This window comes from Streptomyces sp. NBC_00012 (assembly GCF_045040875.1).
GTDB lineage: Bacteria > Actinomycetota > Actinomycetes > Streptomycetales > Streptomycetaceae > Streptomyces.
The window spans coordinates 190,801-210,165 of the sequence record NZ_CP108310.1; the positions used below are offsets into that span (position 1 = coordinate 190,801).

16 protein-coding genes and 5 pseudogenes are annotated in these 19,365 nt (G+C 69.2%); 15 read left to right on the forward strand and 6 right to left on the reverse strand.

Features of this window, described 5'->3' with window-relative positions; genetic code table 11:
• Nucleotides 1-36: 36 nt before the first annotated feature.
• The 3 pseudogenes from OHA19_RS39920 to OHA19_RS39930 all read left to right on the forward strand — a co-directional run.
• Nucleotides 37-189: pseudogene (locus OHA19_RS39920) on the forward strand (rhodanese-like domain-containing protein); the annotation flags it as partial.
• A gap of 220 nt (nt 190-409) precedes the next feature.
• A pseudogene (locus OHA19_RS39925) lies at nt 410-700 on the forward strand (transposase family protein); the annotation flags it as partial.
• Nucleotides 701-764: 64 nt separating this feature from the next.
• Nucleotides 765-998 (forward strand): annotated as a pseudogene (locus OHA19_RS39930) (IS6 family transposase); the annotation flags it as partial.
• Nucleotides 999-1,316: 318 nt separating this feature from the next.
• Here the strand turns inward: OHA19_RS39930 and OHA19_RS39935 are convergent.
• Nucleotides 1,317-2,900 carry an FAD-dependent monooxygenase gene (locus OHA19_RS39935; RefSeq protein ID WP_331754148.1) on the reverse strand — a complete coding sequence of 528 codons (1,584 nt, stop codon included), beginning with the start codon at nt 2,898-2,900 and terminating at the stop codon, nt 1,317-1,319.
• 413 nt (nt 2,901-3,313) lie between these two features.
• On the opposite strand from OHA19_RS39935, the pseudogene OHA19_RS39940 reads away from it, so the two are divergent.
• A pseudogene (locus OHA19_RS39940) lies at nt 3,314-3,612 on the forward strand (hypothetical protein); the annotation flags it as partial.
• A gap of 65 nt (nt 3,613-3,677) precedes the next feature.
• Here OHA19_RS39940 and OHA19_RS39945 read toward each other — a convergent pair.
• Together OHA19_RS39945 and OHA19_RS39950 are read right to left on the reverse strand one after the other, a co-directional pair.
• Nucleotides 3,678-3,935 (reverse strand): transposase, encoded by a 258-nt coding sequence (locus OHA19_RS39945; protein WP_405753528.1) that lies wholly within the window; start codon nt 3,933-3,935, stop codon nt 3,678-3,680.
• A gap of 1 nt (nt 3,936) precedes the next feature.
• A pseudogene (locus OHA19_RS39950) lies at nt 3,937-5,292 on the reverse strand (transposase); the annotation flags it as partial.
• Between the two features lie 337 nt (nt 5,293-5,629).
• Here OHA19_RS39950 and OHA19_RS39955 point away from each other — a divergent pair.
• The 8 genes from OHA19_RS39955 (at nt 5,630) to OHA19_RS39990 (ending at nt 14,326) form a co-directional block, all read left to right on the forward strand.
• Nucleotides 5,630-7,075 (forward strand): NF041680 family putative transposase, encoded by a 1,446-nt coding sequence (locus OHA19_RS39955; RefSeq protein ID WP_331750444.1) that lies wholly within the window; start codon nt 5,630-5,632, stop codon nt 7,073-7,075.
• 46 nt (nt 7,076-7,121) lie between these two features.
• Complete coding sequence (locus OHA19_RS39960) at nt 7,122-7,544, forward strand: hypothetical protein (RefSeq protein WP_317868836.1); 423 nt, start codon at nt 7,122-7,124, stop codon at nt 7,542-7,544.
• 107 nt (nt 7,545-7,651) lie between these two features.
• A complete protein-coding gene (locus tag OHA19_RS39965) occupies nt 7,652-8,491 on the forward strand; it encodes an alpha/beta hydrolase (RefSeq protein WP_331750442.1) in 840 nt (279 codons plus the stop codon).
• Between the two features lie 238 nt (nt 8,492-8,729).
• The gene (locus OHA19_RS39970; RefSeq protein WP_331754154.1) at nt 8,730-9,593 is read left to right on the forward strand and encodes a hypothetical protein; all 864 of its coding nucleotides are present in this window, start codon (nt 8,730-8,732) and stop codon (nt 9,591-9,593) included.
• Between the two features lie 107 nt (nt 9,594-9,700).
• Nucleotides 9,701-10,762, forward strand: a complete 1,062-nt coding sequence (locus tag OHA19_RS39975; RefSeq protein WP_405753428.1) for a tyrosine-type recombinase/integrase — start codon at nt 9,701-9,703, stop codon at nt 10,760-10,762.
• A gap of 17 nt (nt 10,763-10,779) precedes the next feature.
• Nucleotides 10,780-11,124 carry a helix-turn-helix transcriptional regulator gene (locus OHA19_RS39980; RefSeq protein ID WP_331750438.1) on the forward strand — a complete coding sequence of 115 codons (345 nt, stop codon included), beginning with the start codon at nt 10,780-10,782 and terminating at the stop codon, nt 11,122-11,124.
• Nucleotides 11,121-13,535 carry a site-specific integrase gene (locus OHA19_RS39985; RefSeq protein ID WP_331754159.1) on the forward strand — a complete coding sequence of 805 codons (2,415 nt, stop codon included), beginning with the start codon at nt 11,121-11,123 and terminating at the stop codon, nt 13,533-13,535. Before OHA19_RS39980 ends, OHA19_RS39985 begins: the two co-directional genes overlap by 4 nt.
• Nucleotides 13,535-14,326, forward strand: coding sequence for a carbon-nitrogen hydrolase family protein (locus OHA19_RS39990; protein WP_331750435.1), 792 nt, complete (start codon nt 13,535-13,537; stop codon nt 14,324-14,326). Before OHA19_RS39985 ends, OHA19_RS39990 begins: the two co-directional genes overlap by 1 nt.
• 80 nt (nt 14,327-14,406) lie before the next feature.
• Here OHA19_RS39990 and OHA19_RS39995 read toward each other — a convergent pair whose 3' ends face one another.
• On the reverse strand, nt 14,407-14,613 hold the full coding sequence (locus OHA19_RS39995; protein WP_405753429.1) for a hypothetical protein: 207 nt from the start codon (nt 14,611-14,613) through the stop codon (nt 14,407-14,409).
• A 105-nt stretch (nt 14,614-14,718) separates the two neighbouring features.
• Between OHA19_RS39995 and OHA19_RS40000 the strand changes: the two genes are divergently transcribed.
• The 3 genes from OHA19_RS40000 to OHA19_RS40010 are packed head-to-tail and all read left to right on the forward strand — an operon-like array spanning nt 14,719 to nt 15,561.
• Nucleotides 14,719-14,913, forward strand: a complete 195-nt coding sequence (locus tag OHA19_RS40000) for a hypothetical protein (protein ID WP_405753431.1) — start codon at nt 14,719-14,721, stop codon at nt 14,911-14,913.
• Nucleotides 14,910-15,296 (forward strand): hypothetical protein, encoded by a 387-nt coding sequence (locus tag OHA19_RS40005; protein ID WP_331750430.1) that lies wholly within the window; start codon nt 14,910-14,912, stop codon nt 15,294-15,296. The genes OHA19_RS40000 and OHA19_RS40005 overlap by 4 nt, the downstream gene beginning before the upstream one ends.
• A gap of 37 nt (nt 15,297-15,333) precedes the next feature.
• Complete coding sequence (locus tag OHA19_RS40010) at nt 15,334-15,561, forward strand: hypothetical protein (protein WP_331754163.1); 228 nt, start codon at nt 15,334-15,336, stop codon at nt 15,559-15,561.
• Between the two features lie 141 nt (nt 15,562-15,702).
• Here the strand turns inward: OHA19_RS40010 and OHA19_RS40015 are convergent, their stop codons facing one another.
• Together OHA19_RS40015 and OHA19_RS40020 are read right to left on the reverse strand one after the other, a co-directional pair.
• Nucleotides 15,703-17,460 (reverse strand): ABC transporter ATP-binding protein, encoded by a 1,758-nt coding sequence (locus tag OHA19_RS40015; RefSeq protein WP_331750428.1) that lies wholly within the window; start codon nt 17,458-17,460, stop codon nt 15,703-15,705.
• A complete protein-coding gene (locus OHA19_RS40020; protein ID WP_331750426.1) occupies nt 17,457-19,226 on the reverse strand; it encodes an ABC transporter ATP-binding protein in 1,770 nt (589 codons plus the stop codon). The genes OHA19_RS40015 and OHA19_RS40020 overlap by 4 nt, the downstream gene beginning before the upstream one ends.
• Nucleotides 19,227-19,365: the final 139 nt, after the last annotated feature.

Genomic DNA, 19,365 nt, shown 5'->3' on the forward strand with positions numbered 1-19,365 from the left:
GCGTATCCGAGCAATGGGAGAATGGCCCGCCTCGCTCTGCTGTCCGAGGGCGGTCACGTCATCGACGTCCGGCCCGCCGCCGACTTCGCAGCTGGCCACATCCCCGAGGCCCTATCGATTCCGCTGCGCGAGCAGTTCGCCACCTGGCTCGGCTGGCTCCTGCCCGACACCGCACCCCTCGCCTTCGTCACCCGGCTTCGTCCTCGCCCTCGTACTCCTCGACCGCCCCCTGCTCGCGGGCATCGTCTCCGCTGCCTTCCTCGGCCTGGGCACCGCCATGGTCTACCCGGCCCTCATCGTTGCTGACACGCGATCACATGGTGGCCTTCATCGCTGATCAGCGCCACCGCGCCTCCCGCGGGCTTCCCACGCTCGCCCTTCAGTGCGGCACATCCCGTGGCCCGCAGAAATCACGCCAGGTCACTGCTGGAACGGCTGCCCAGGTCTTCACCGGTGCCGCCAAAGCCCGCGCCAGTTCGGCAAGCTGGTGACCTTGCTGCGGCGTGAGGGTGCAGACGCGGTCTGCAAGGGTTGGTCGTGGGGCCTTCCGCTGGAGGACCGGGCGCTGCTGGTCATGGCGTACTGGCGGACGAACTTGACGATGCGGCAGATCGCCCCGCTGTTCGGCATCTCGAAGTCCACAGCCCACAGGATCATCGCCCATCTCGGTCCGATGCTCGCGCTCCAGCCCCGCAAACGGCACTGTCACGTTGACTGACAGGGTGGGATGATCTTCGGGTTGGTCATGCTGGGAGGGGTTGTCCGTGGGCAGTACTCCGCCGTCGTACAAGGGGCACCGGTACCCGGTCGAGGTGATCTCCCGCTGCGTGTGGCTGTACTTCCGCTTCCCGCTGTCATTCCGTGAGGTGGAGGAGCTGATGCTCGAGCGCGGTGTGATCGTCTCGTACGAGACGATCCGGCGGTGGTGCGCAAAGCTCGGCCAGATCTATGCGAATGAGCTGCGCCGACGCCGGCCACGGCCGGGTGACAAGTGGCACCGGTACTCGTTCCAGCTCCCCGAACTGCCGGGCGGCCTGCGCCCGCTGCGCGATCCGGACGCGGCCGAAGAGGTGTGACCCAGGTGCGGTGACCTTCACCGCCGGGGCTGTCCCGGCGGTGACGTTTGCACTGGTCACCGGCTCGCAGGGTGCCGAGAGCCGTAACACCGACGGAGGGCGTGGCGGCTATGCGTGGCGGCGGGTGCGGTAGGCGGCCGGTGAGAGCTCCGGGCTGCTGCTGGGCCGGGAGTGGGGTGCGGGCGGCCGCCACACCGGGTGGGTGCGGCGGCCGTTGGTGGAATCGGCTCGTGGTTCGAGTCAGTCAGCAGAGCGGCGGATCAGCCTGGCGTCACCGCACCCCTCTGGCACTCCGAACCACTCCTCCAGCGCCTCCGCCAGCCCGGCCGTCGGCGTCGGCGCATGCGCCCCCGCGTCGGCCGCCCAGGCTGTGAAGCCGTCCGGACGGACGAGGACCGCCGCCAGTTCCGGGCGGGACGGGCAGCCGGCCGTCAGGGTGTCGACGCGGCCGGCATACCCCGCAGCGAGGGCCCTGAGCTCCGGATCGTCGGTGAGGTCGAGCAGGAGCGCCCGGCCGCCGTGGAGGTGGTCCGCAAGGCGGCTGCCGTCGGCGAGTTCGAGGTCCGGGGCGCTGCGGCCGATCAGCGGGTGCTCGCCCGGCAGCTCGTAGCGCACCCCGGTGCTGTTGAGCCGGGCGGTGAGGTACGTGGTGCCCGTGACCGTCTCCGCCAGGTCGCTGACGATCTCGCGCAGGGCCCGGGTCTGCGGGTCCGGGCGCATGGCCGCGACCTGGGAACGGGTCCAGTCAAGGATCCCCGCGCCGACCGGGGGCCGTTCGGCGGTGTAGGTGTCCAGCAGCCCTTCCGGTGCCCGGCCGCGGATAACCGCGGCGAGTTTCCAGCCGAGGTTCATCGCATCCCCGATGCCCAGGCTCAGCCCCTGGCTGCCGAACGCGGAGTGCACGTGCGCCGCGTCGCCCGCCAGCAGCACCCGGCCTTTGCGGTACTCAGTGACCTGGCGGGCGTGGTCGGTGAAGCGGGTCGCGGTCTGAACCCCGGTGATCGTGACGTCCACACCGGAGACGCGGCGCAGCCTCGCCTGGAGGTCCTCGGTGGTGACCGGCGCGTCCCGGTCGGCCGGCGGGCCGTCGAACTCCACCGTGACGATGCGGCCCGGCATCGGCCCGTGGGCGTAGACCCCGGTGTCCGTGGCGGTCCAGCCGACCGTCAGGTCCTCGGCGCCGGTCATCTCCACGACCGCCTGGTGACAGGTGATCTCCGGGTCCGTGCCGGGGAATGCGAACCCCGCGAGTTTGCGGACCGTGCTGCGGCCGCCGTCGCAGCCTACGAGCCAGCCGGCGCGTATGGCCCCGTGGCTGGTCCGCACCGTGACGGCCCCGTCGTCCGAGTCGAAGCCGGTCAGCTCCACTCCCCGGCGCACGTCGACGCCGAGCTCGTCCGCCCGCCCGCCGAGCAGCCGCTCGATGTCCTGCTGCGCCACGAAAGCGATCTCGGCGGCGGGTCCGGCGTCGCCGAGGCCCGGCTCCGTACGGTCGACCAGGTCGGCGCGCAGCATGATTCCGGCGAAGTGCCCGACGAACCCGAGCCCTTGGCCCGTGGCCCCGCCTCCGTCCCCGCCGTTCCGTTCGCGCATGAATGCCTGGAAGCGGTCCATCGCCTGCCGCTGCACCTCGGCCAGCGCGGGCAGCATGCCCCGGCGGTAGAGCGCCTCGGCGCTGGGCGTGGTGATCGCCCCGCCCTTGATCGTCGGGTCCACTTCGGTGAGGCGCTCCAGGACGGCCACCCGCGCGCCTCCGAGCCGGAGCTCGCAGGCCAGCATCAGTCCGACCGGGCCGCCTCCGGCCACCACTACGTCATAGTCCATGGCGCCGACTATGACCGAGGGCCGAGAAGGCCAAAAAGGCGCCGTGGTGTCAAGGAGCCAACCCGCGAGGAGGGACGGGAAGCGGGCCATCCGCGCTCCTCCTCAGCTACCTCACCCGCCCCCGCCGGTGTCCCGGCCGGTCCTCGATCGGCTCGGTCAGACGGTCAGCGCTGCAAGCTCCGCGCTGGCGGCGGCAATCAGCTCATGCCCTGCAGCCGCGGGTCGAAGGTGCGCGCCGTCCGAGACGCCCAGCCCTACGTGTCCGTTCGCCGTAGAGGCTCATCGGCTGCTATCGCCGGGAGCGAGCAGGGTCGTGAGCTCGGCGATCGCTCCGGGGACGGCTTGAAGTAGCGGCGGACGTTCTCCGGCTTCTTGTGCCGGGACTTCGCCATGAGCATCAGGAGTGACGAGCCCTGCTCGCCGAGGTGGGTCAGAGAGGAGTGGCGGTATTCGTGCAGGTCCCAGGCCGTACCGGGACCGCGGAGGGCAGTGTGCTCGTCCAGCAGTGCTCGGGCCTGCCCGTACGACAGCCTGGCCAGCCCGGTGTCCGGGCAGACGTAGCGGGGGCTGACGACCTTGCCCGGCCCCGGACGGTCACAGCCGGCTCGAGCTGGCGAAGTACCGCAGCCCCGCGGTGATCAGCGCCGGGCCGCGCAACCGGCCGCACAACATTCTGGGCACGCACCGCGTCATGTTCGCCGTCGACGACATCGCCCCAGCCCTCTTGTGTAGCCGGGCCTCAGCTTGACTCTGTCGGGGATCTTGAAGTCGCCGAGGTCAGCTGCCCAAGGTTTGCCAGGACTTCAGCCGGGGAATCTCGCGCTGGTCGAGGTAGTCCTGGAAGGCGGTCGGTCGGCGGGGTGCGGGGGTTTCCTCGTCCGGTGGCAGTCCGCTGAGGCGCTCGATGTTGACGGCGATGGCCGTCAGGACGTGCTGGATGTGGGCCTTTTCCTGTCCTCGGTAGCGGCAGCGCCGCATGCCGTGAACCGTGGGCGAACTCGTTGACCGTGCCCTCCACTCCGGAGCGGACCGCATAGCGGGCCTTCCACTCGGGCGTCTGCTGCTCGGTACGGACGCGAGGTTGCAGGTCGCGGAGTTCTCGCGGGGGAAAGCCCACAGTGCGCGCACTGTCTGCGGTGCTGGTGCACTGCGCGCGGGCCGGGCAGGGGCGGCACTGGCTTTTGGTGAACCTGGCCACGATCAGCGGGGCCGCGGTGGGCGAGGAGGTCGGGTAGGGGCCGTGCCAGCCCGCGCTGACCTGTCCCTTGGGGCAGGTGACCTGCTGGCGGTCGTAGTCGATGTGGAAGTCGTCCCGGGCGAAGCCCTCGTTCCGACGGTGCTGGAGGGTGGGGTTGCTCCGGAGCGGCCCGGAGACGGTGACCTGGTGTTCACGGGTGGCTTGTGCCAGGTGGGGCAGGGAGGTGTAGCCGCCGTCGACCAGGTGCTCGGCGGGCAGCAGCCCGCGACGCGCCAGGCGGGCGTGGATGCCGGGCAGGACCTGGCTGTCGTGGGTGGTGGCCGCGGTGGTGACCACATCCGTGATCACATTCGGGCCGTCGGGAGCACAGGTCTCGGTCAGGTGAGCGGAGAACCCCTTCCAGCTGATGATGTGCCCGTGGCGTGCGTAGCGGGCTGAAGTGTCGTAAGGAGAGACGATCGCCCGGGACGAGGGCGGCAGTCCGGGCCCGTCTTCCTTCTCGGCGGTGCGCCAGCGCAGGTGTCCTGCGGCGTCACGGTGGTAGTTCTGCACCACGATCTGGCGCAGGGCCTGGACGCGCGGGCCGGCCGTGTGGTCTGTTCCGTGCCGGTAGAGGTGTTCCAGGAGCCGGACGGCGTCGTTTCCGGTGGCGAGGATTCTGGTCTTGGGTTTGGTGGGGTTCTTGCCCAGGCGGACCGGTCGGCCGTAGCGGAGCCCCCAGTCCTCGTCGACCAGCTCGTCGAGCAGGTGAGGGGAGGTGCCGGCGACTTCTTCGAGTACGGCACGGACCGCCTCGGTGATCAACTCCAGGCGGGTCAGGTCGCGCACGCCGGCCAGGACGTGGGTGGAGTCGGTGCGCTGCGTGGTGCGCTCGCGCACCAGTCCGGCCTCCTTGAGGCGGGCCAGCGCGAGGTCGAGAAGACGGTCGGCGCGGTCGTCTTCGGCGAGGCGATCGCGGAAGTCGGCCAGCACGCTGTGGTGGAACCCAGGGTCGTCCAACTCCATGGCCATCGCGTACTTGAAGTCGATGCGGCAGCGAACCGCCTCGGCGGCCTGCCGGTCCGACAGGCCGAGCAGGAACTGCAGTACGCAGACAGTGGCCTGCTGAGCAGGCGAAAGCCCCGGACGCCCGTCCCTCGGGTACCAGTCGGCGAAATCCTCGTCGCACCACAGCCCGTCCAGCCGGTCACGCACCCATATCGCCGTCGTGCCACCCGGGTTGCTCGCCCGCGCAACCCGCGCGGTCAGAGGCGGAACTTGCTCACCGGAACGGGGGCGAAGGGACAACGGGCACCTCGACAGCTTCGTCGGTCGGCGGAACTACCCGAGCATGACCGTTGACCACGCTGTCGCACCGGGAAACTCCAAGATCCCCGACAGAGTCAAGCTCAGCTTGTTCTTTATGGTCTGACCTCGAACGATGCCCCGAACGTGATCGCTCGTACGGGGATTCCGGGGACGTGAACACGGCCTCCGTCTGATCCTGTGCTCCGACAAAGAGGCACCTGACCAGCGCGAAGGCCGTGGGGGAATGAGTCTGCTGCATCACGATGTCCGGCGGGAAGCGTTCGCGGCGGCGTCACACTTCCGGGACGACTTCTTCGACTGCCTGCCCGTGCGCGGGGACACGCTGTTCGAGCTGACCGACGCGTTGCTGTGCGCGGACGGGCCGGTGACCACGCCGGTGGACCTCACGCTGACGGCCGAGCACCGGCGCGGGCACGGTGCGATGTACGACGCGCTGAACAGCGGGGACGTGGATGTGCCGCGGCTGCGGCGGGTGCTGGCCGGGCTGCCGCAGCCCGAGGCCGCCGACGGCCGCCTGGTCCTGGCGGTGGACGTCACCCACTGGCTCCGGCCGGACGCACCGACTAGCCGGGACCGCTTGTTCTGCCACGTCTACGGCCGCAGCGGCCGGTCCTCGGACCAGTTCGTGCCCGGCTGGCCCTACTCGTTCGTCGCCGCGCTGGAGCCGGGCCGGACCTCGTGGTGCCAGATCCTGGACGCGCTGCGGCTGGGGCCGGCGGACGACGTCGCCGAGGTCACCGCTGCCCAGGTCCGCCGGGTGGTTGAGGACCTCATCGACATGCGCCGTTGGCAGGCGGGTGACCGCGACATCCTGGTCGTATTCGACGCCGGCTACGACGCTCCGCGCATGGCCTATCTGCTGGAAGGACTGCCGGTGGAAGTATTGGGACGGATGCGCACGGACCGAGTGATGCGCAAGCCCGTCCCGGTCCCCTGGATCTCGCCGCCGAAGGGCGGGCGCCCGCCGAAGCACGGCAAGGAGTTCCGCTTCGCCAAGCCCGACACCTGGGGCGAGCCTGATGCCGAGACCGTGCAGGTCACCGACCGTTACGGCACCGCTCGCGCGATGGCCTGGGACCGCATCCATCCTCGGCTGACCACCCGCTCCGCGTGGATCGACCACACCGGCGAACTCCCCGTTATCGAAGGGACGTTGATCCGCCTGGAGGTCGACCGCCTGCCCGGCGGCCACGATCCCCTCCCCGTCTGGCTGTGGTCGTCGGCAACCGGCCTGGCGGACGAGGCCGTCGACCTGCGCTGGCAGGCGTTCCTGCGCAGATTCGACCTGGAGCACACCTTCCGGATGATCAAGCAGACGCTGGGCTGGACCCGCCCGAAGCTCCGCACCCCGGAGGCGGCGGACCGGTGGACCTGGCTAGTCATCGCGGCCCACACCCAGCTCCGCCTCGCCCGGCCGCTGGCCGCTGACCTCCGCCGCCCCTGGGAGAAGCCGGCCGAGCCCGGCCGGCTCACACCCGCCCGGGTCCGCCGGGCGTTCAGGAACCTCCGCCCGACCCTGCACTGCCCGGCCCGTGCGCCGAAACCATCGCGGCCAGGCCCCGGTCGCCCGCTCGGCTCGAAGAACAAGCAGCCCGCCACCCGCTACGACGTGGGCAAGACCGTCAGACGCCCGGGCACCCTGATCGAACGCGATCAAGCCCGGCCGTGAGGCCATGATCTGGGTCTGTCAGTGGCGCCGGGCAGAATGCACTCCCGTGAGCCTCCACTACGAAGTTGTCTTCACGTGCTTCCTCCGGGACGACACGCCCGACACGGTCCTGGCAGCCCTGCGATGGCACCTCGGCCTGGCCCCCGAGCGTCCAGCAGAGCTCGACGCGGAGGAGCACTCGTATCCACTGCTCTCCCCGGATCCGGACAGTCGCCTGCCAGGAGGCGATTTCGTGTCCCTACGACGCCAGTCCCGAGGCTTCACGCCCAGTGGTGAGCTCCACGCATGGGGACTGTTCAGCCGCAACCTCTGGCTCGACGACATGATGGGTGACCTCTACACCGTCCTGGACCTGCTCGCACCCCACGTCGAAGAACCTGGCTACAGCGGGTACTTCCGGGAGGAGTTCGACACCGAGCCGACCGTCTTCACGTTCCGAGACGGCACCTTCGGGCCACTGAAACTCTGAATCCAGTTCAGTCTGAACGCCGAAAGGGTTAAAGAACAAGCTCAGAAGCTGTTTCCGAACTCACGATGCTGTGGCACGTCCGCGCGAGCGTTCTCTACGGTGAAGCCATGCCCACCGAACCAGCCCCGGGTCAACCCGTACGCGCACACCTCACCACTCCCGACGGGCGGTGCCTCTCCTATCTCGACTTCGGGCCGGCAGAGGGACGGCCCTTGCTCGGGTTGCACGGACACCTTGGCGAAGGAGCTGACTTCGCGGACCTCGCCCGCGACCTGAGCCCCGACGGGTGGCGGGTGGTCGCACTGGACCAGCGAGGGCACGGGGACTCCGACCGGGCGAAGCAGTACGACCGGAACGGATACCTCGACGATCTGAGCCTCCTGCTCACCCACCTGGGCCTTGATCATCAGCCCCTGCCCGTCCTCGGGCACTCCCTCGGTGCCATCAACGCTTACTACCTGGCCGCGGCCCGACCTGACGCTGTAAGCGCCCTGATCAACATTGACGGGCCTGCGCACCTGCCAATTGTGAACCCCGCCCCGCTGTCCGTTCTGCTCGACCTTCCGTACTCCGCCCCTACACACGAGGAACTCCTGGCCGCCTGCGGCTCCCTGACACCCTTGCTGGAAAACGGACTGCGACCGCACCACGACGGGTGGCGGCTCGGCTCTCACCCCACGGACGTGATCGACTCCGACACCCGCGTGCTTGGCGACCACTGGCACCAATGGCTGGGCTCCCGCTGCCCCGCGCTGCTCCTGCACGGCACGGCCAGCACCGTGCTGCCCACCGCGCAGGCCCGCGAGATGGCATCTCGACGCCCCGGCACCACCCTGGTCGAACTGAACGCCAACCACTGGCCTCATCTACGGAGACCGAAGGAGTCAGCGGTTGCAATCCGCCGATTCCTCGACTCCATTCTTGGCGGCCGGTGCAGGAAAACCTGACCCACTTTGAGTCGTTGTCCGCGGAGTTTGCCCTGGCCGGCCCGCCCTCGTCCCCCACCGCCAGGACCAGATGGTGCGGCCTGAGCCGGGGGCGGTGAACCCCAGCACCAGGGCGTCGACCGTGTCCGCGTGCCGAACCTTCACCCACCAGCGCTGACCCGACGGCGGATAGCCCGCCCCACCGCGTTTGCAGACGATCCCTTGTGCACAGAAGGTCACTGACCATATACCTAGCACCATGATCGTGTATGTGTGGCGGGTTCGGGCCACGACGGAGGAGTTCGACGAACTGGCCCCCGACATCCTCGCCGCCCTGGACACCTACCGCGCCCATCACGACTCCTGCACCCGCCCCCGCACACAGTTCTTGGCCGCCTGGCCGCACCTGGCCACCGGCGGGGCCGCCCTCGTTGAACACCCCGGCTCCGATGCCCGGTTCCGCTTCGGCGCCTTCCCTCTGGCGCGCCTGCTGCAGGGCGCCTGCTACATCCTCATCGCCGACCTGTCCGGGATGCGCGACAGCGAGATCAAGCACCTTCATGCCGACAGCACCCGTGCCCTGCGCGACAGTTCCGGCCACGCCTACCGGTGGTCCGTCACCAGCCGTGCCTTCAAAGGGGAAACCGACCCAAGCGGCACCATCGCCACCTGGATCATCGGCGCTCCGGCAGCCCGCGCCGTCACGGTCCTCGAACGCCTTCAGCCACCCGAGACCGAGCTGCTCTTCCGCAGCGTGCACCCCAACGGCCGCATCAGGGAGGGAGCGTTGACGCTCCGCTCCAGCAACGAACTGATCAACCATGTGATCACCTGGATCAACGCCTACTGCCGTCACTACGGTCTCGCCGACGCCCTTCCGGACGTCAACGGCGCCCCGTGGAACCTGACCGCACGTCAGTTCCGCCGCACCCTGGCCTGGCACATCGCCCGCCGCCCCGGAGGCGTGATCGCCGGAGCCGTCCAGTACCGCCACCTTGGCATCCAGATGTTCGAGGGATACGCCAACCCTCGGGAATTGCATCAGACGGGCGAGAAGTCGCAGGTCGCGAGCTCAGGGCGACGGGCTGGTGGACTCCAACGCTACTACGAACTAACGGCCTGAGCAGGCATGTTGCCAGATAGATCCCGCCTGATGCATGATCTGCCCTCCAGAAGGGATGGCCTGGAGTGGTGTATCAGCAGAAGGTGGCCCTGGCCGGGGCGGCTCACATGGAGCTCGTGTCCGGCGTGGTCCAACTGCGTCCGGAGGACGCGATGTTCGACGCGATGCTGCGAGGCTGGAGGGCTCAGCAGAAGTCGCGAGGGCTGAAGGACGAGACGATCGAGCCGCGGATGCGACTGGTCCGCCGGTTCCTCGACTATGCGAACGAGTACCCGTGGCAGTGGACGCCGGCCCACCTGGACGAGTGGTCGGCCTCTCTGGCGGGCGAGAAGCATCTGGCGCCGTCGACGATCCGCAGCTACCAGGGCGACGTCCGGCTGTTCACCGAGTTCCTCATCGACGCCCGCTACGGGTGGGGAACGGCCTGCAAGGAAGCCTTCGGCACCCACCCAGTGGCGGTCGCCCATGAGTGGAACACCCTCCCTCACCTGCAGGATTACGAGGGGGATCCGGAAGCGAGGCCGTTCACCCGCGAAGAACTGCAGCGTTTCCTCGACTACGCCGACGACCAGGTCGCACGCGCCGTGAAGTCCAAACGCAAGGGAGCCCTCGCCGCCTACCGCGACGCCACCCTCTTCAAGGTCGTCTACGGGTGGGGGCTTCGCCGGACCGAGACGTCCAAGCTGGACGTCGTCGACTTCGGACGCAATCCGAAGGCTCCGCAGTTCGGCCGGTACGGCACGCTCAATGTCCGCTACGGCAAAGCGAAGAAGGGGCAGCCGCCGCGACGGCGGAACGTGCTGTCGGTGATGGACTGGGCCGTCGAGGCTGTCGAGGACTACGTCGAGAACGTGCGGCCGCGCTTCGGATTCCCCGACCATCCGGCCCTATGGATCACGGAACGCGGCGGACGCCTACAGCCCGGCTCTATCAACGATCGGTTCGAGGCATACCGAGATGCCCTAAAACTCTCAAAAGATCTAGTTCCGCACTCAATCAGACATTCATACGTCACGCATCTGACCGAGGACGGGATCGACCGTCGTTTTATCCAGCAGCAAGTCGGCCACGACTGCGACAGCTCCACCGCCATCTATACGCACGTCAGCGACGACTTCATGAACACTGCCCTGAGCAAGGCCCTGGCCCCGGCGTTCGCCGGCGTCTGACGAGGAAGGACCCGATAATGGCCGCCAAGCTCGACTACCACTGGCACCTGCGCAAGGTCATGGCGGACCGCGGGATGTTCTCCACCACCGACCTCCTCCCACCGCTGAAGGAATGCGGCATCACACTGTCCACGAGCCAGGTCTACCGGCTCGTCGTCGAGCGACCGGAGCGACTCAGCCTGAAAATCCTCATGGCCCTGCTGGACATCCTGGACTGCACGATGGACGACCTGATCGAGCCGATCGCCACGGCCGGGGTGGCGAAGAAGCCCAAGAAGGCCGCCGCAGGTGGGACCGTCGTCTCCGAAGGCGTCGGCGAACTGCGGCCAAGGCGGGCTCGGATCACCGGAGTTGACCGGTGACCGCGCCCGCGATGACCGAGGAGGTTCTCGCTGATCCGGTCGGCTTCATCGTGCGGCTGGTCAGCAACGTCGAGAAGCACCTGGACGCCGACCGCATCCGCGGCATCGTCTGCACGCTCGTACGCACACGGGCCGGTCGCCGCAACCTCGCCCAGGCCCTGCACGACAACCCCTCGCTGCTGCGGACTGGCAAGCCACCCGCGCCGTTCCGCGTCGCCAAACTACTGATGGCCATGCACGAAGCGGGCGCCCAGGACACCGCCCTACCCCGCTGCGGCGAGTGCGGACGCCCACGCCCCTACGTCGGGAGCCGCTCGGGCGGACGATGGGGATGCTCGCCCTGCTTCGACAAACCCGCTGTCTGCGCGGGCTGCCACCAGCAGCGGCGAGTCGTCAGCCGCGACCGCCACGGCCAGCCTCGATGCGCCAAGTGCCCCGACACCGACGGTGATCCGGTCAAGGAATTCACCCGGCTGATCACCGGCCTCGACCCCGCGCTCGACAGGGACACCGTCCGGACCGCTCTTGAGCGGGCCACGAAGCGGCCCGCCGGACAGCGTCGACTCGCCTGGGCCGTGATCGAACGTCCCGAGCTGCTGACTAGCACCGGATACGAGGCCCCCACTCCGGCAATGCTGCGTTTCATCGGCGAACTCGTCGCCGCCGGCGCCACCACGGTCGTCAAGCCGGCCTGCCCGCGCTGCCACGGAGTGAAGGCGCTGTCGAAACTCCTGAACGGCAAGCGGATCTGCCGGGCCTGCTTCGCCAAGCACGCGGCCGTCCCCTGCGCACGCTGCGGCGCCGTCCGTGAACCCGCCACCCGGGACGCCGCCGGTCAGCCACTGTGTCCCAACTGCCTGATCCGCGACCCGATCAACCTGGAAGTCTGTGTCGGCTGCGGACGCCGTCAGCCGGTCGCGGTCCGGCTCACCGACGGCGTCCGCTGCAACAACTGCAGGCCGAAAGAGATCAGAGAGTGCGGACACTGCGGCCGCACCGCCCCTTGCGAAATCTCTCGGGCCACCGGGCAGCCCTGGTGCGAACGCTGCCAGCAGCGATGGGTGACCTGCAGCGGCTGCGGCACCGTCGCCCAGGCCCGAGGCGGCACCTGGGAGGAACCGTTGTGCGCGAAGTGCACCAACTCCGACCCCGATTTCTGGGGACGCTGCCCTGCCTGCGCGACCACGTGGCAGCTCAGCCCTCGCGCCTGCCAGCGATGCGTCCTCGACCAGAAGATCCGCGACCTCCTCGGCGACAGCACAGGGGCCATCGGGCCCGAACTCGCACCCTTCCATGAGGCATTGACCAGTGCCGAGCGTCCCGACGTCGCCTTGGCCTGGATCTCCCGAGCCAAGGCACGCGACCTGCTGGAACGCATAGGCCGCGACGAACGTCCCGTCACCCACGACGTCCTCGACGAACTCCCTCCAGGCAAGGTGCTGGCTCACCTTCGCAGCGTCCTCGTCGCCACCGGCACCCTGCCGCCGCGCGACGAACGGCTCGTCGCCCTGGAGAAATGGATCACCGAAACGGTCCAGGCCCACACGGACCCCGCAGAACGCCGGATCCTGCACGGCTACGCGGTCTGGCACCACCTGCGCCGCCTCCGCCGCCGCATCGGCGACCTGCACACCACCCAGCTCCAGGACCTCAACGTTCGATGCCACGTCACCGCGGCCGACAACTTCCTCATCTGGCTCGCCGCCGAAGGACTCACCCTGGGCACCTGCACACAGGCCGACCTGGAACGCTGGATGACCGATCCCGCCTTCACCTACAGAGACGAGACCGGCCACTTCGTCCGCTGGTCCGTACAGCACCGCCATGCCCACGGCCTCACCTACGGCACCGTCCGCTGGACCGGCCCACAGGGCACCATCGACAGCGAGAAACGCTGGGCCGACGCACGCCGCCTCCTCAACGACAACACACTGCCCACCGCGGACCGCGTCGCCGGACTGCTGCTGATCCTCTACGCACAGAAGATCGCCACCATCCGCCAACTCACCGTCGATGACGTCGACATCACCGGAGAGACCGTCGCGATCTCCTTCGGAACCTCACCCGTCATCCTCCCGATGCCACTGGCGACCTTGGTCCGCGAGCTCGTCGCAACCCGACGCGGCAAGGCCAAGATCGGCACCCCGGACGACGCCCCCTGGCTCTTCCCCGGAGGACAGCCCGGCCGTCCGCTCAGCGACAGCCAGATCGCTTTGCGGCTGCACAAGATCGGCATCCGGCCCCAGCAGGACCGATCCACCGCCCTGTTCACCCTCGCCGCCGAGCTCCCCGCCGCGATCCTCGCCCGGATGCTCGGCGTCCACATCCAAGTCGCCGTCCAGTGGCAGAAGGCATCCGGCGGTGACTGGGCCGCCTACGCAGACGAGATCAGCCGCCGAAAGAAGGACTGATGAAAGCATCCATAGCAATCGCGCAATTTCCCATCACCTGGGACATCGAGCAAAACCTCGCAGCCATCACCTCGCTTCTGGCAGACGTCCAGCCAGACGAGATCGTCGTACTCCCCGAAGGTGCGCTGTCCGGCTACGGCGCCGACCTCTCAGCCCTCGAACGCCTATCGCCCTTGGCCCTCGCGCATGCCATGGACCGCCTCGCAGAGCTAACTCAGCGCAGAGCCATCCACCTGTTCTGCGGCACGTTGCTATTCGAACGTGGTGCTTGGAGCAATGCCGCCCTCTACTTCTCTCCGGACGGCACCCGCTGGACTTACCGGAAGATCAACCTGGCGATGAACGAGCGAGGCCAACTCGATGCCGGCTCTGAGCTCTCGACGCTCCCGATCCATCTGGCGAGCGGGCCCATCACGCTCGGCGTCCAGATTTGCCGGGAGATCCGTTTCCCCGAGCAATGGCAGCATCTAGCCGACTGCGGAGCACAAGCTTTCATCTACCTCACCCATGCGGCCAACCCCTCCGAGCCTGCAGGGGTCTGGCGGAGCCACCTCATCAGCCGCGCAGCGGAGAACCAACGGTTCGTCCTGGCAGCCAACGTGGCAGATCCTCACCAGCACTGCCCCAGCATGGTCATCTCACCGAGAGGGGAGGTCCTCGCCGAGGCGAACTCTGACGAGACCACCGTAATCAGAACCACGATCGACCTTGACGAGTCCGCCAATTGGTACCTCGGCCAGCGCCGACGAGACCTACTCAAGTCGAGCTATCAAGATCGGACAAACGTATAACAACGGGACGACTGGAGGACCCCTACGGCCAGGCATTCCGGGAGTTCCAATACCCGACTCCACCATTAGGCACCAGCGATTCAGGGTTTCGGGCCGAGGTCGAATCCGAACAGGCCCTCCAGCGCGGGGAGCACCTCCTCGCCCTGACCACCGACCACCTGCACGAACTCCGCGGCCCCGCGGCTGCCGAGGCCGCCGTCCGGCTCGCCGACTTCCAGCAGCGCACCGGCTTCACCGGCTCCGTCGTCACCGACCCTCGCCGCCTGCGCCGCGTCCTCACCCGGCACGACCCCGAGGTCTACCCCGGCACCTACGTCACCTGCGTCTTCAACCCCGACAAGGCGCTCTGCCGCCCCCGCACCAACCACGACGGCCGCACGTACCCGGTGCCATTGGACTGCAGGCCGCTGGAATGCCGCAATGTCGCGCTCACCGCCGACAACCGGGCCGCGCTGGCGGCCGAGGCCGGCCGCCTCGACGCCGAGACACGCAGCCGGCCCACCCTCCCGCCTCTCCTGCTCGCCGACCTAGCCCGGCGCCGCGACAGGATCCGCACGTTTCTCACTACCGAGGGGGACCCTTCGTGACCGCACACCGCCGCCTCCTGCCCGCGCAGGCCGACGTCTGTGCCGCCCGCGACGCCCTCACCGCCGAGACCGGCAGGCCCCCCAGCGTGCTGGCTCTCGCTACCCGACTCGGCCTTGCCAACACCACCTTCCGTCGCAACTTCCCCACCGTCTGCGCCGAACTCTCAGCCGTTGCCCGCAGCGGAGATGGCGGGCCAGCCGCAGACGCCTACACCACAGTCAAGACCGACAACGCCCGCCTCCGGCGCGAGAACCGCGACCTTAAAAGGGAACTCGACCTGGCCATCGCAGCCACCCAGCGCCTCAGCACAGACAACGACCGCCTGCGTACCGCCCTCCACGATGCCCGAGCCGTCACTCCACTGCACCGGCGTCCCCGATAGACGGACTTCCGACAGCGGCCTGAACATCGCTAGGGCCGTGTTCGGGAAGATCCAGGACGAGAACCTGGCCCGGTTGCCCCCGCTCGAACACCGCAATCTCAACGTCCTGGGCCGCTACTTGTTCAACATCAAGGCCAGCGGCCCCGGCCAGGGCCTACGGCCCATCCGCGACCCGGGGGTCGCCGAGAAAGAGAATGACGACAGCGTGGACTGGCTGCGCCGGGAAGCCGAGGCCGGGCCGCTGATTAGAGAGTGCGCTCTATAGCTGCGTCCAGGTGGTGAGTAGCGCACCGTAATCGGGGTTCAGCGGGGGTCGGGGGCACCAGACAAGCCGCTGACCTGCTTTGACGCCCTACCAGATCCGACCGGGGCCCTGTGCTCCTGAAGAGGTTGGCAGGGGGCCGCCTCACCCGGTTGAAGGCCGCTCGCCGTGCCAGGTGCGCCAGAGGGCGGCATAGGCGCCGTCGGCCGCCACGAGGTCGTCGTGGGTGCCGAGTTCGGTGAGGCGACCATCCTCCATCACGGCGACCCGGTCGGCGTCGTGGGCCGTCTGCAGGCGGTGGGCGACGGCGATGACGGTCCGGCCTTCGAGGACGGCGGCCAGGGCCCGTTCCGTGTGGCGGGCGGTCCTGGGGTCCAGGAGGGCGGTCGCCTCGTCGAGTATCAAGGTGTGCGGGTCGGCCAGCACCACGCGTGCCAGGGCGAGTTGCTGGGCCTGCGCGCCGTCCGGGCGGTGGCCCCCGGGGCCCAGGTCGGTGTCGAGGCCTTCGGGGAGTTCGCCCGCCCAGTCAGCGCCGACGGCGGTGAGGGCCGCGTGCAGTTCGGCGTCGGTGGCGTGGGCGGAGGCGATCTGCAGGTTGTCGCGGACCGTGCCCAGGAAGACGTGGTGTTCCTGGGTGACGAGGACGACGTGCTTGCGCAGTTGGCCGGGGTCGAGGTCGGCGACCGGCACTCCGCCCACGGTCACCGAACCGGTGCGGGGCGCGTCCATCCCGGCCAGCAGCCTGCCCAGAGTGGTCTTGCCCGCCCCGGAGGGCCCGACGACCACCAGGCGTTCGCCCGGGCGGACGGTCAGGTCGACGCCGTGCAGGACGTCGCTTCCGCCGTCGTACGCGTAGTGCACCCCGGTCACTTCGATCCGGTCGTCAAAGGGCGTACGGGACGTGGCCGGTGGTGCCTGGGAGGCCAGGCCGAGGCCTTCGACCCTTGCGAAGGAGGCGCTGCTGCTCTGCAGTTGCTCCATCTGCTGGAGGATGATGTCCAGGGGTTGGGAGAGCTGGCGCAGGTACAGGGCTGAGGCGACCACGGCGCCCAGGCTCATCGCACTGTGGCTGTGCAGCAGGCCGCCGATGAGCAGCACACCGGCGACGGGCACGACGTACGAGATGTCGATCGCGGGGAAGAGCACGCTGCGCAGGAACAAGGTCCGCTTCCGGGTGGTCCGGCACGCCTCGATCTGTTCCTGGCATGCGGTGATGCGCTGCTGCTGGAGCCCGAGGGCCTCAATGGTGCGGGCGCCGGTCGCGGTGGCCGCGAGCTGTTCCGCGAGAGCCGAGTGGGCGGCTCCCTCGGCAAGGTACGCGGTGAGCGCCCGACGCAGGTACCAGCGGGAGGCGAACCAGATGCCGAGCAGGCCCACCACTCCGCACGCGCCGAGCAGCGGGTCCACCAGGAAGACCGCGCCGAGGATGAACAGGGCCTGGACCCCGGCGACGAGGATCTCCGGCCCGGCGCTGCGCAGGGTGTGGCCGACCGCGGCGACGTCGGTGGTGCCGCGGGTCATCAGGTCGCCGGTACCGGCCCGTTCGACCACCGTGGCGGGCAGGGCGAGCGCCCGGCCGGTGAACTGTTCGCGGATACGGGCCAGAGTCCGCTCACCGAAGCGGTGGCCGACGTAACTTGCGTAACGCACCAGGACGAGCTGCACCAGCGCGAAGAGAAGGATGGCGAGCGTGAGGCGGTCCACGGAGGCCACCGGGGCCCCGGCCCTGACCTCGTCGATGATGCGGCCGATCAGCCACGGACCGACGAGCCCGGCAGCGGCGGCGAGGGCATTGAGGACGATCATAACGGCGAAGGCCCGCGCGTCGAGCCGCACCAGCCGCAGGGCGGCGCGGCGTATCCGGGACGACTCGGCGATGGGGAGGGAGGAGGGGGTGGTCACCGCGTGGCCTCCTGGTGGGGCGCGGTTGCCTCAGCGCCTTCGGCGTTCGTACGGTCGAGGCCTTCGTCCTCCGTGCCCCGGGAGACCAGGAGACGGTAGTCGGGCCGGCCGTCCAGGAGTTCGCGGTGGCTGCCGACGGCGGCGACTGCCCCGTCGACCAGGTAGTGCACGGTGTCCGCCTGGTCCACCAGGAGCGGCGACGTGCTGGTGACGACTGTGGTGCGGCCGGAGCGTGCGGCGCGCAGTCGGGCGGCGACGGCCGCCTCGGTGTGTGCGTCGACCGCAGATGTCGGTTCGACCGCCAGGAGCACCTCGGGGTCGGCCAGCAGCGCCCGGACCAGCCGGACGCGCTGCCGCTGGCCCCCGGAGAGGTTGCGGCCCTGCGCCTCGACAGGCGAGTAAAGCCCGTGCGGCAGGCCGCGGACAATGTCCTGCGCCATGGCCGCGTGGACGCTCCGGCCGATGGTCTCCTCGTCCAACTCGCGCTCGCCGCCGATCACTTCACGCAGCGGACCGGCGAACAGATCGGCCTCGTTGTCCGCGACGAGGATCCGCCGGCGCACCTGCGTCAGGTCGATCTCGTCCAACCGTATCCCGCCCCAGGTCGCGGCCGACCCGGCGAACCGGCCGAGCCGGTCCACAACCGCCGCGCTCTCCGCAGGGCGTGCGCTGACCAGCGCAGTCAGCCTGCCGGGTGCCACCTCGACGCCGGACTCGGGATCACGGAGTACGGCTGGGGCGTCCGGGCCCGCCGAAGTTGGCTCCTTGTCCTGGGAATCGGGCTCCAGGGCCAGGAACCGTATGACCCGGCGGGCGGCCACCAGTCCGCGGGTGAGGTCGTATCCGCCCTCGATGAAGAACGAGACCGGCACCACCAGCACCGCGGTGTACCCGTACACGGCGACCAACTCGCCGACGGTGATGTCTCCTTGGGCGGCCATCCTGGCCGCCAGCCAGGTCACCACCCCGAGGAACAGGGTGGGCAGGCCGACGCCCAGTGCCTGGATCCAGCTGGTGACCCTGCCGACGCGGTAGCCCTCCGCCCGCAGTGCCTGCGAGCCGTGCCGGTATCGGTCGGCGTATACCTCCTTGCCGCCGATGCCGTTGAGTACGCGTAGCCCGCCGACGAGGTCCCCGAAGCGCGCGGCGAGTGAGCCCTGCTGCTCCCGGTAGGTAGCTTCGACGCCCTGCAACCGGCCCAGCAGCGGGCCGATCAGCATCGCGAGCAGCGGAACGCCGAGCAGTACCACCACGGCGAGCAGCGGCGAAACGGTCAACAGCAGCGCGGCCACGGCGACGTAGACGAGGACCGCTCCGACGCCGGGCCCGGTGATGGTCAGTGTCTGGGCGATCACGCCGACGTCTCCGAACCCGATCGTCACGACCTCCCCGGCGGTGACCTTGCGCGGTAGTGCCCCGCCCAGCCTGGTCGCGTGCCTGACCACGACTTGTACGGAACGGAATGAGGCGTCGATCCGCACTCGGGTCATCGTCCGGTGCCGCATGATGGCCAGCCAGGCGTTCAGCACCCCGACGCCTACCAGCGCCGCGACCCAGCTGACGAGCGTGTTCCAACGTCCTGGTTCCAGCCCGTCGTCGATGGCACGCGACAGGAGGTACGGCGGCAGCGCCAGGCAGAGCATCCAGGCACTGCCGAACAGTGCTCCGGCGGCGATCCGGCGGCGTTGGCTGGTGACCAGCCACCACAGGTACCGAAGGGCGCTGCGGTGGTCCGGGGTCCCCGGACCCAAACTCGCTTCTTTCATCCGCCTCACAGTAGTAATCGCTGTTCGAGCCGCTCCGGGGGGCTGGTTCGTCCGCAAAACCGCAGAACACGCCGACCCGCCCAAGAGTTCAGGAGGAGCGGCCAGGCCCTGCATTCCACCCGGTCCCGCTCGTCGTCTG

Excerpts from the sequence above, each read along its gene's own strand:
- OHA19_RS39955 (WP_331750444.1), top strand. The coding sequence starts at position 5,630 with ATGAGTCTGCTGCATCACGATGTCCGGCGGGAAGCGTTCGCGGCGGCG.
- OHA19_RS39935 (WP_331754148.1), bottom strand. The coding sequence starts at position 2,900 with ATGGACTATGACGTAGTGGTGGCCGGAGGCGGCCCGGTCGGACTGATG.
- OHA19_RS39975 (WP_405753428.1), top strand. The coding sequence starts at position 9,701 with ATGGAGCTCGTGTCCGGCGTGGTCCAACTGCGTCCGGAGGACGCGATG.
- OHA19_RS40020 (WP_331750426.1), bottom strand. The coding sequence starts at position 19,226 with ATGAAAGAAGCGAGTTTGGGTCCGGGGACCCCGGACCACCGCAGCGCC.
- OHA19_RS39980 (WP_331750438.1), top strand. The coding sequence starts at position 10,780 with ATGGCCGCCAAGCTCGACTACCACTGGCACCTGCGCAAGGTCATGGCG.
- OHA19_RS39945 (WP_405753528.1), bottom strand. The coding sequence starts at position 3,935 with ATGCGGTCCGCTCCGGAGTGGAGGGCACGGTCAACGAGTTCGCCCACG.
- OHA19_RS39970 (WP_331754154.1), top strand. The coding sequence starts at position 8,730 with ATGATCGTGTATGTGTGGCGGGTTCGGGCCACGACGGAGGAGTTCGAC.
- OHA19_RS39965 (WP_331750442.1), top strand. The coding sequence starts at position 7,652 with ATGCCCACCGAACCAGCCCCGGGTCAACCCGTACGCGCACACCTCACC.
- OHA19_RS39990 (WP_331750435.1), top strand. The coding sequence starts at position 13,535 with ATGAAAGCATCCATAGCAATCGCGCAATTTCCCATCACCTGGGACATC.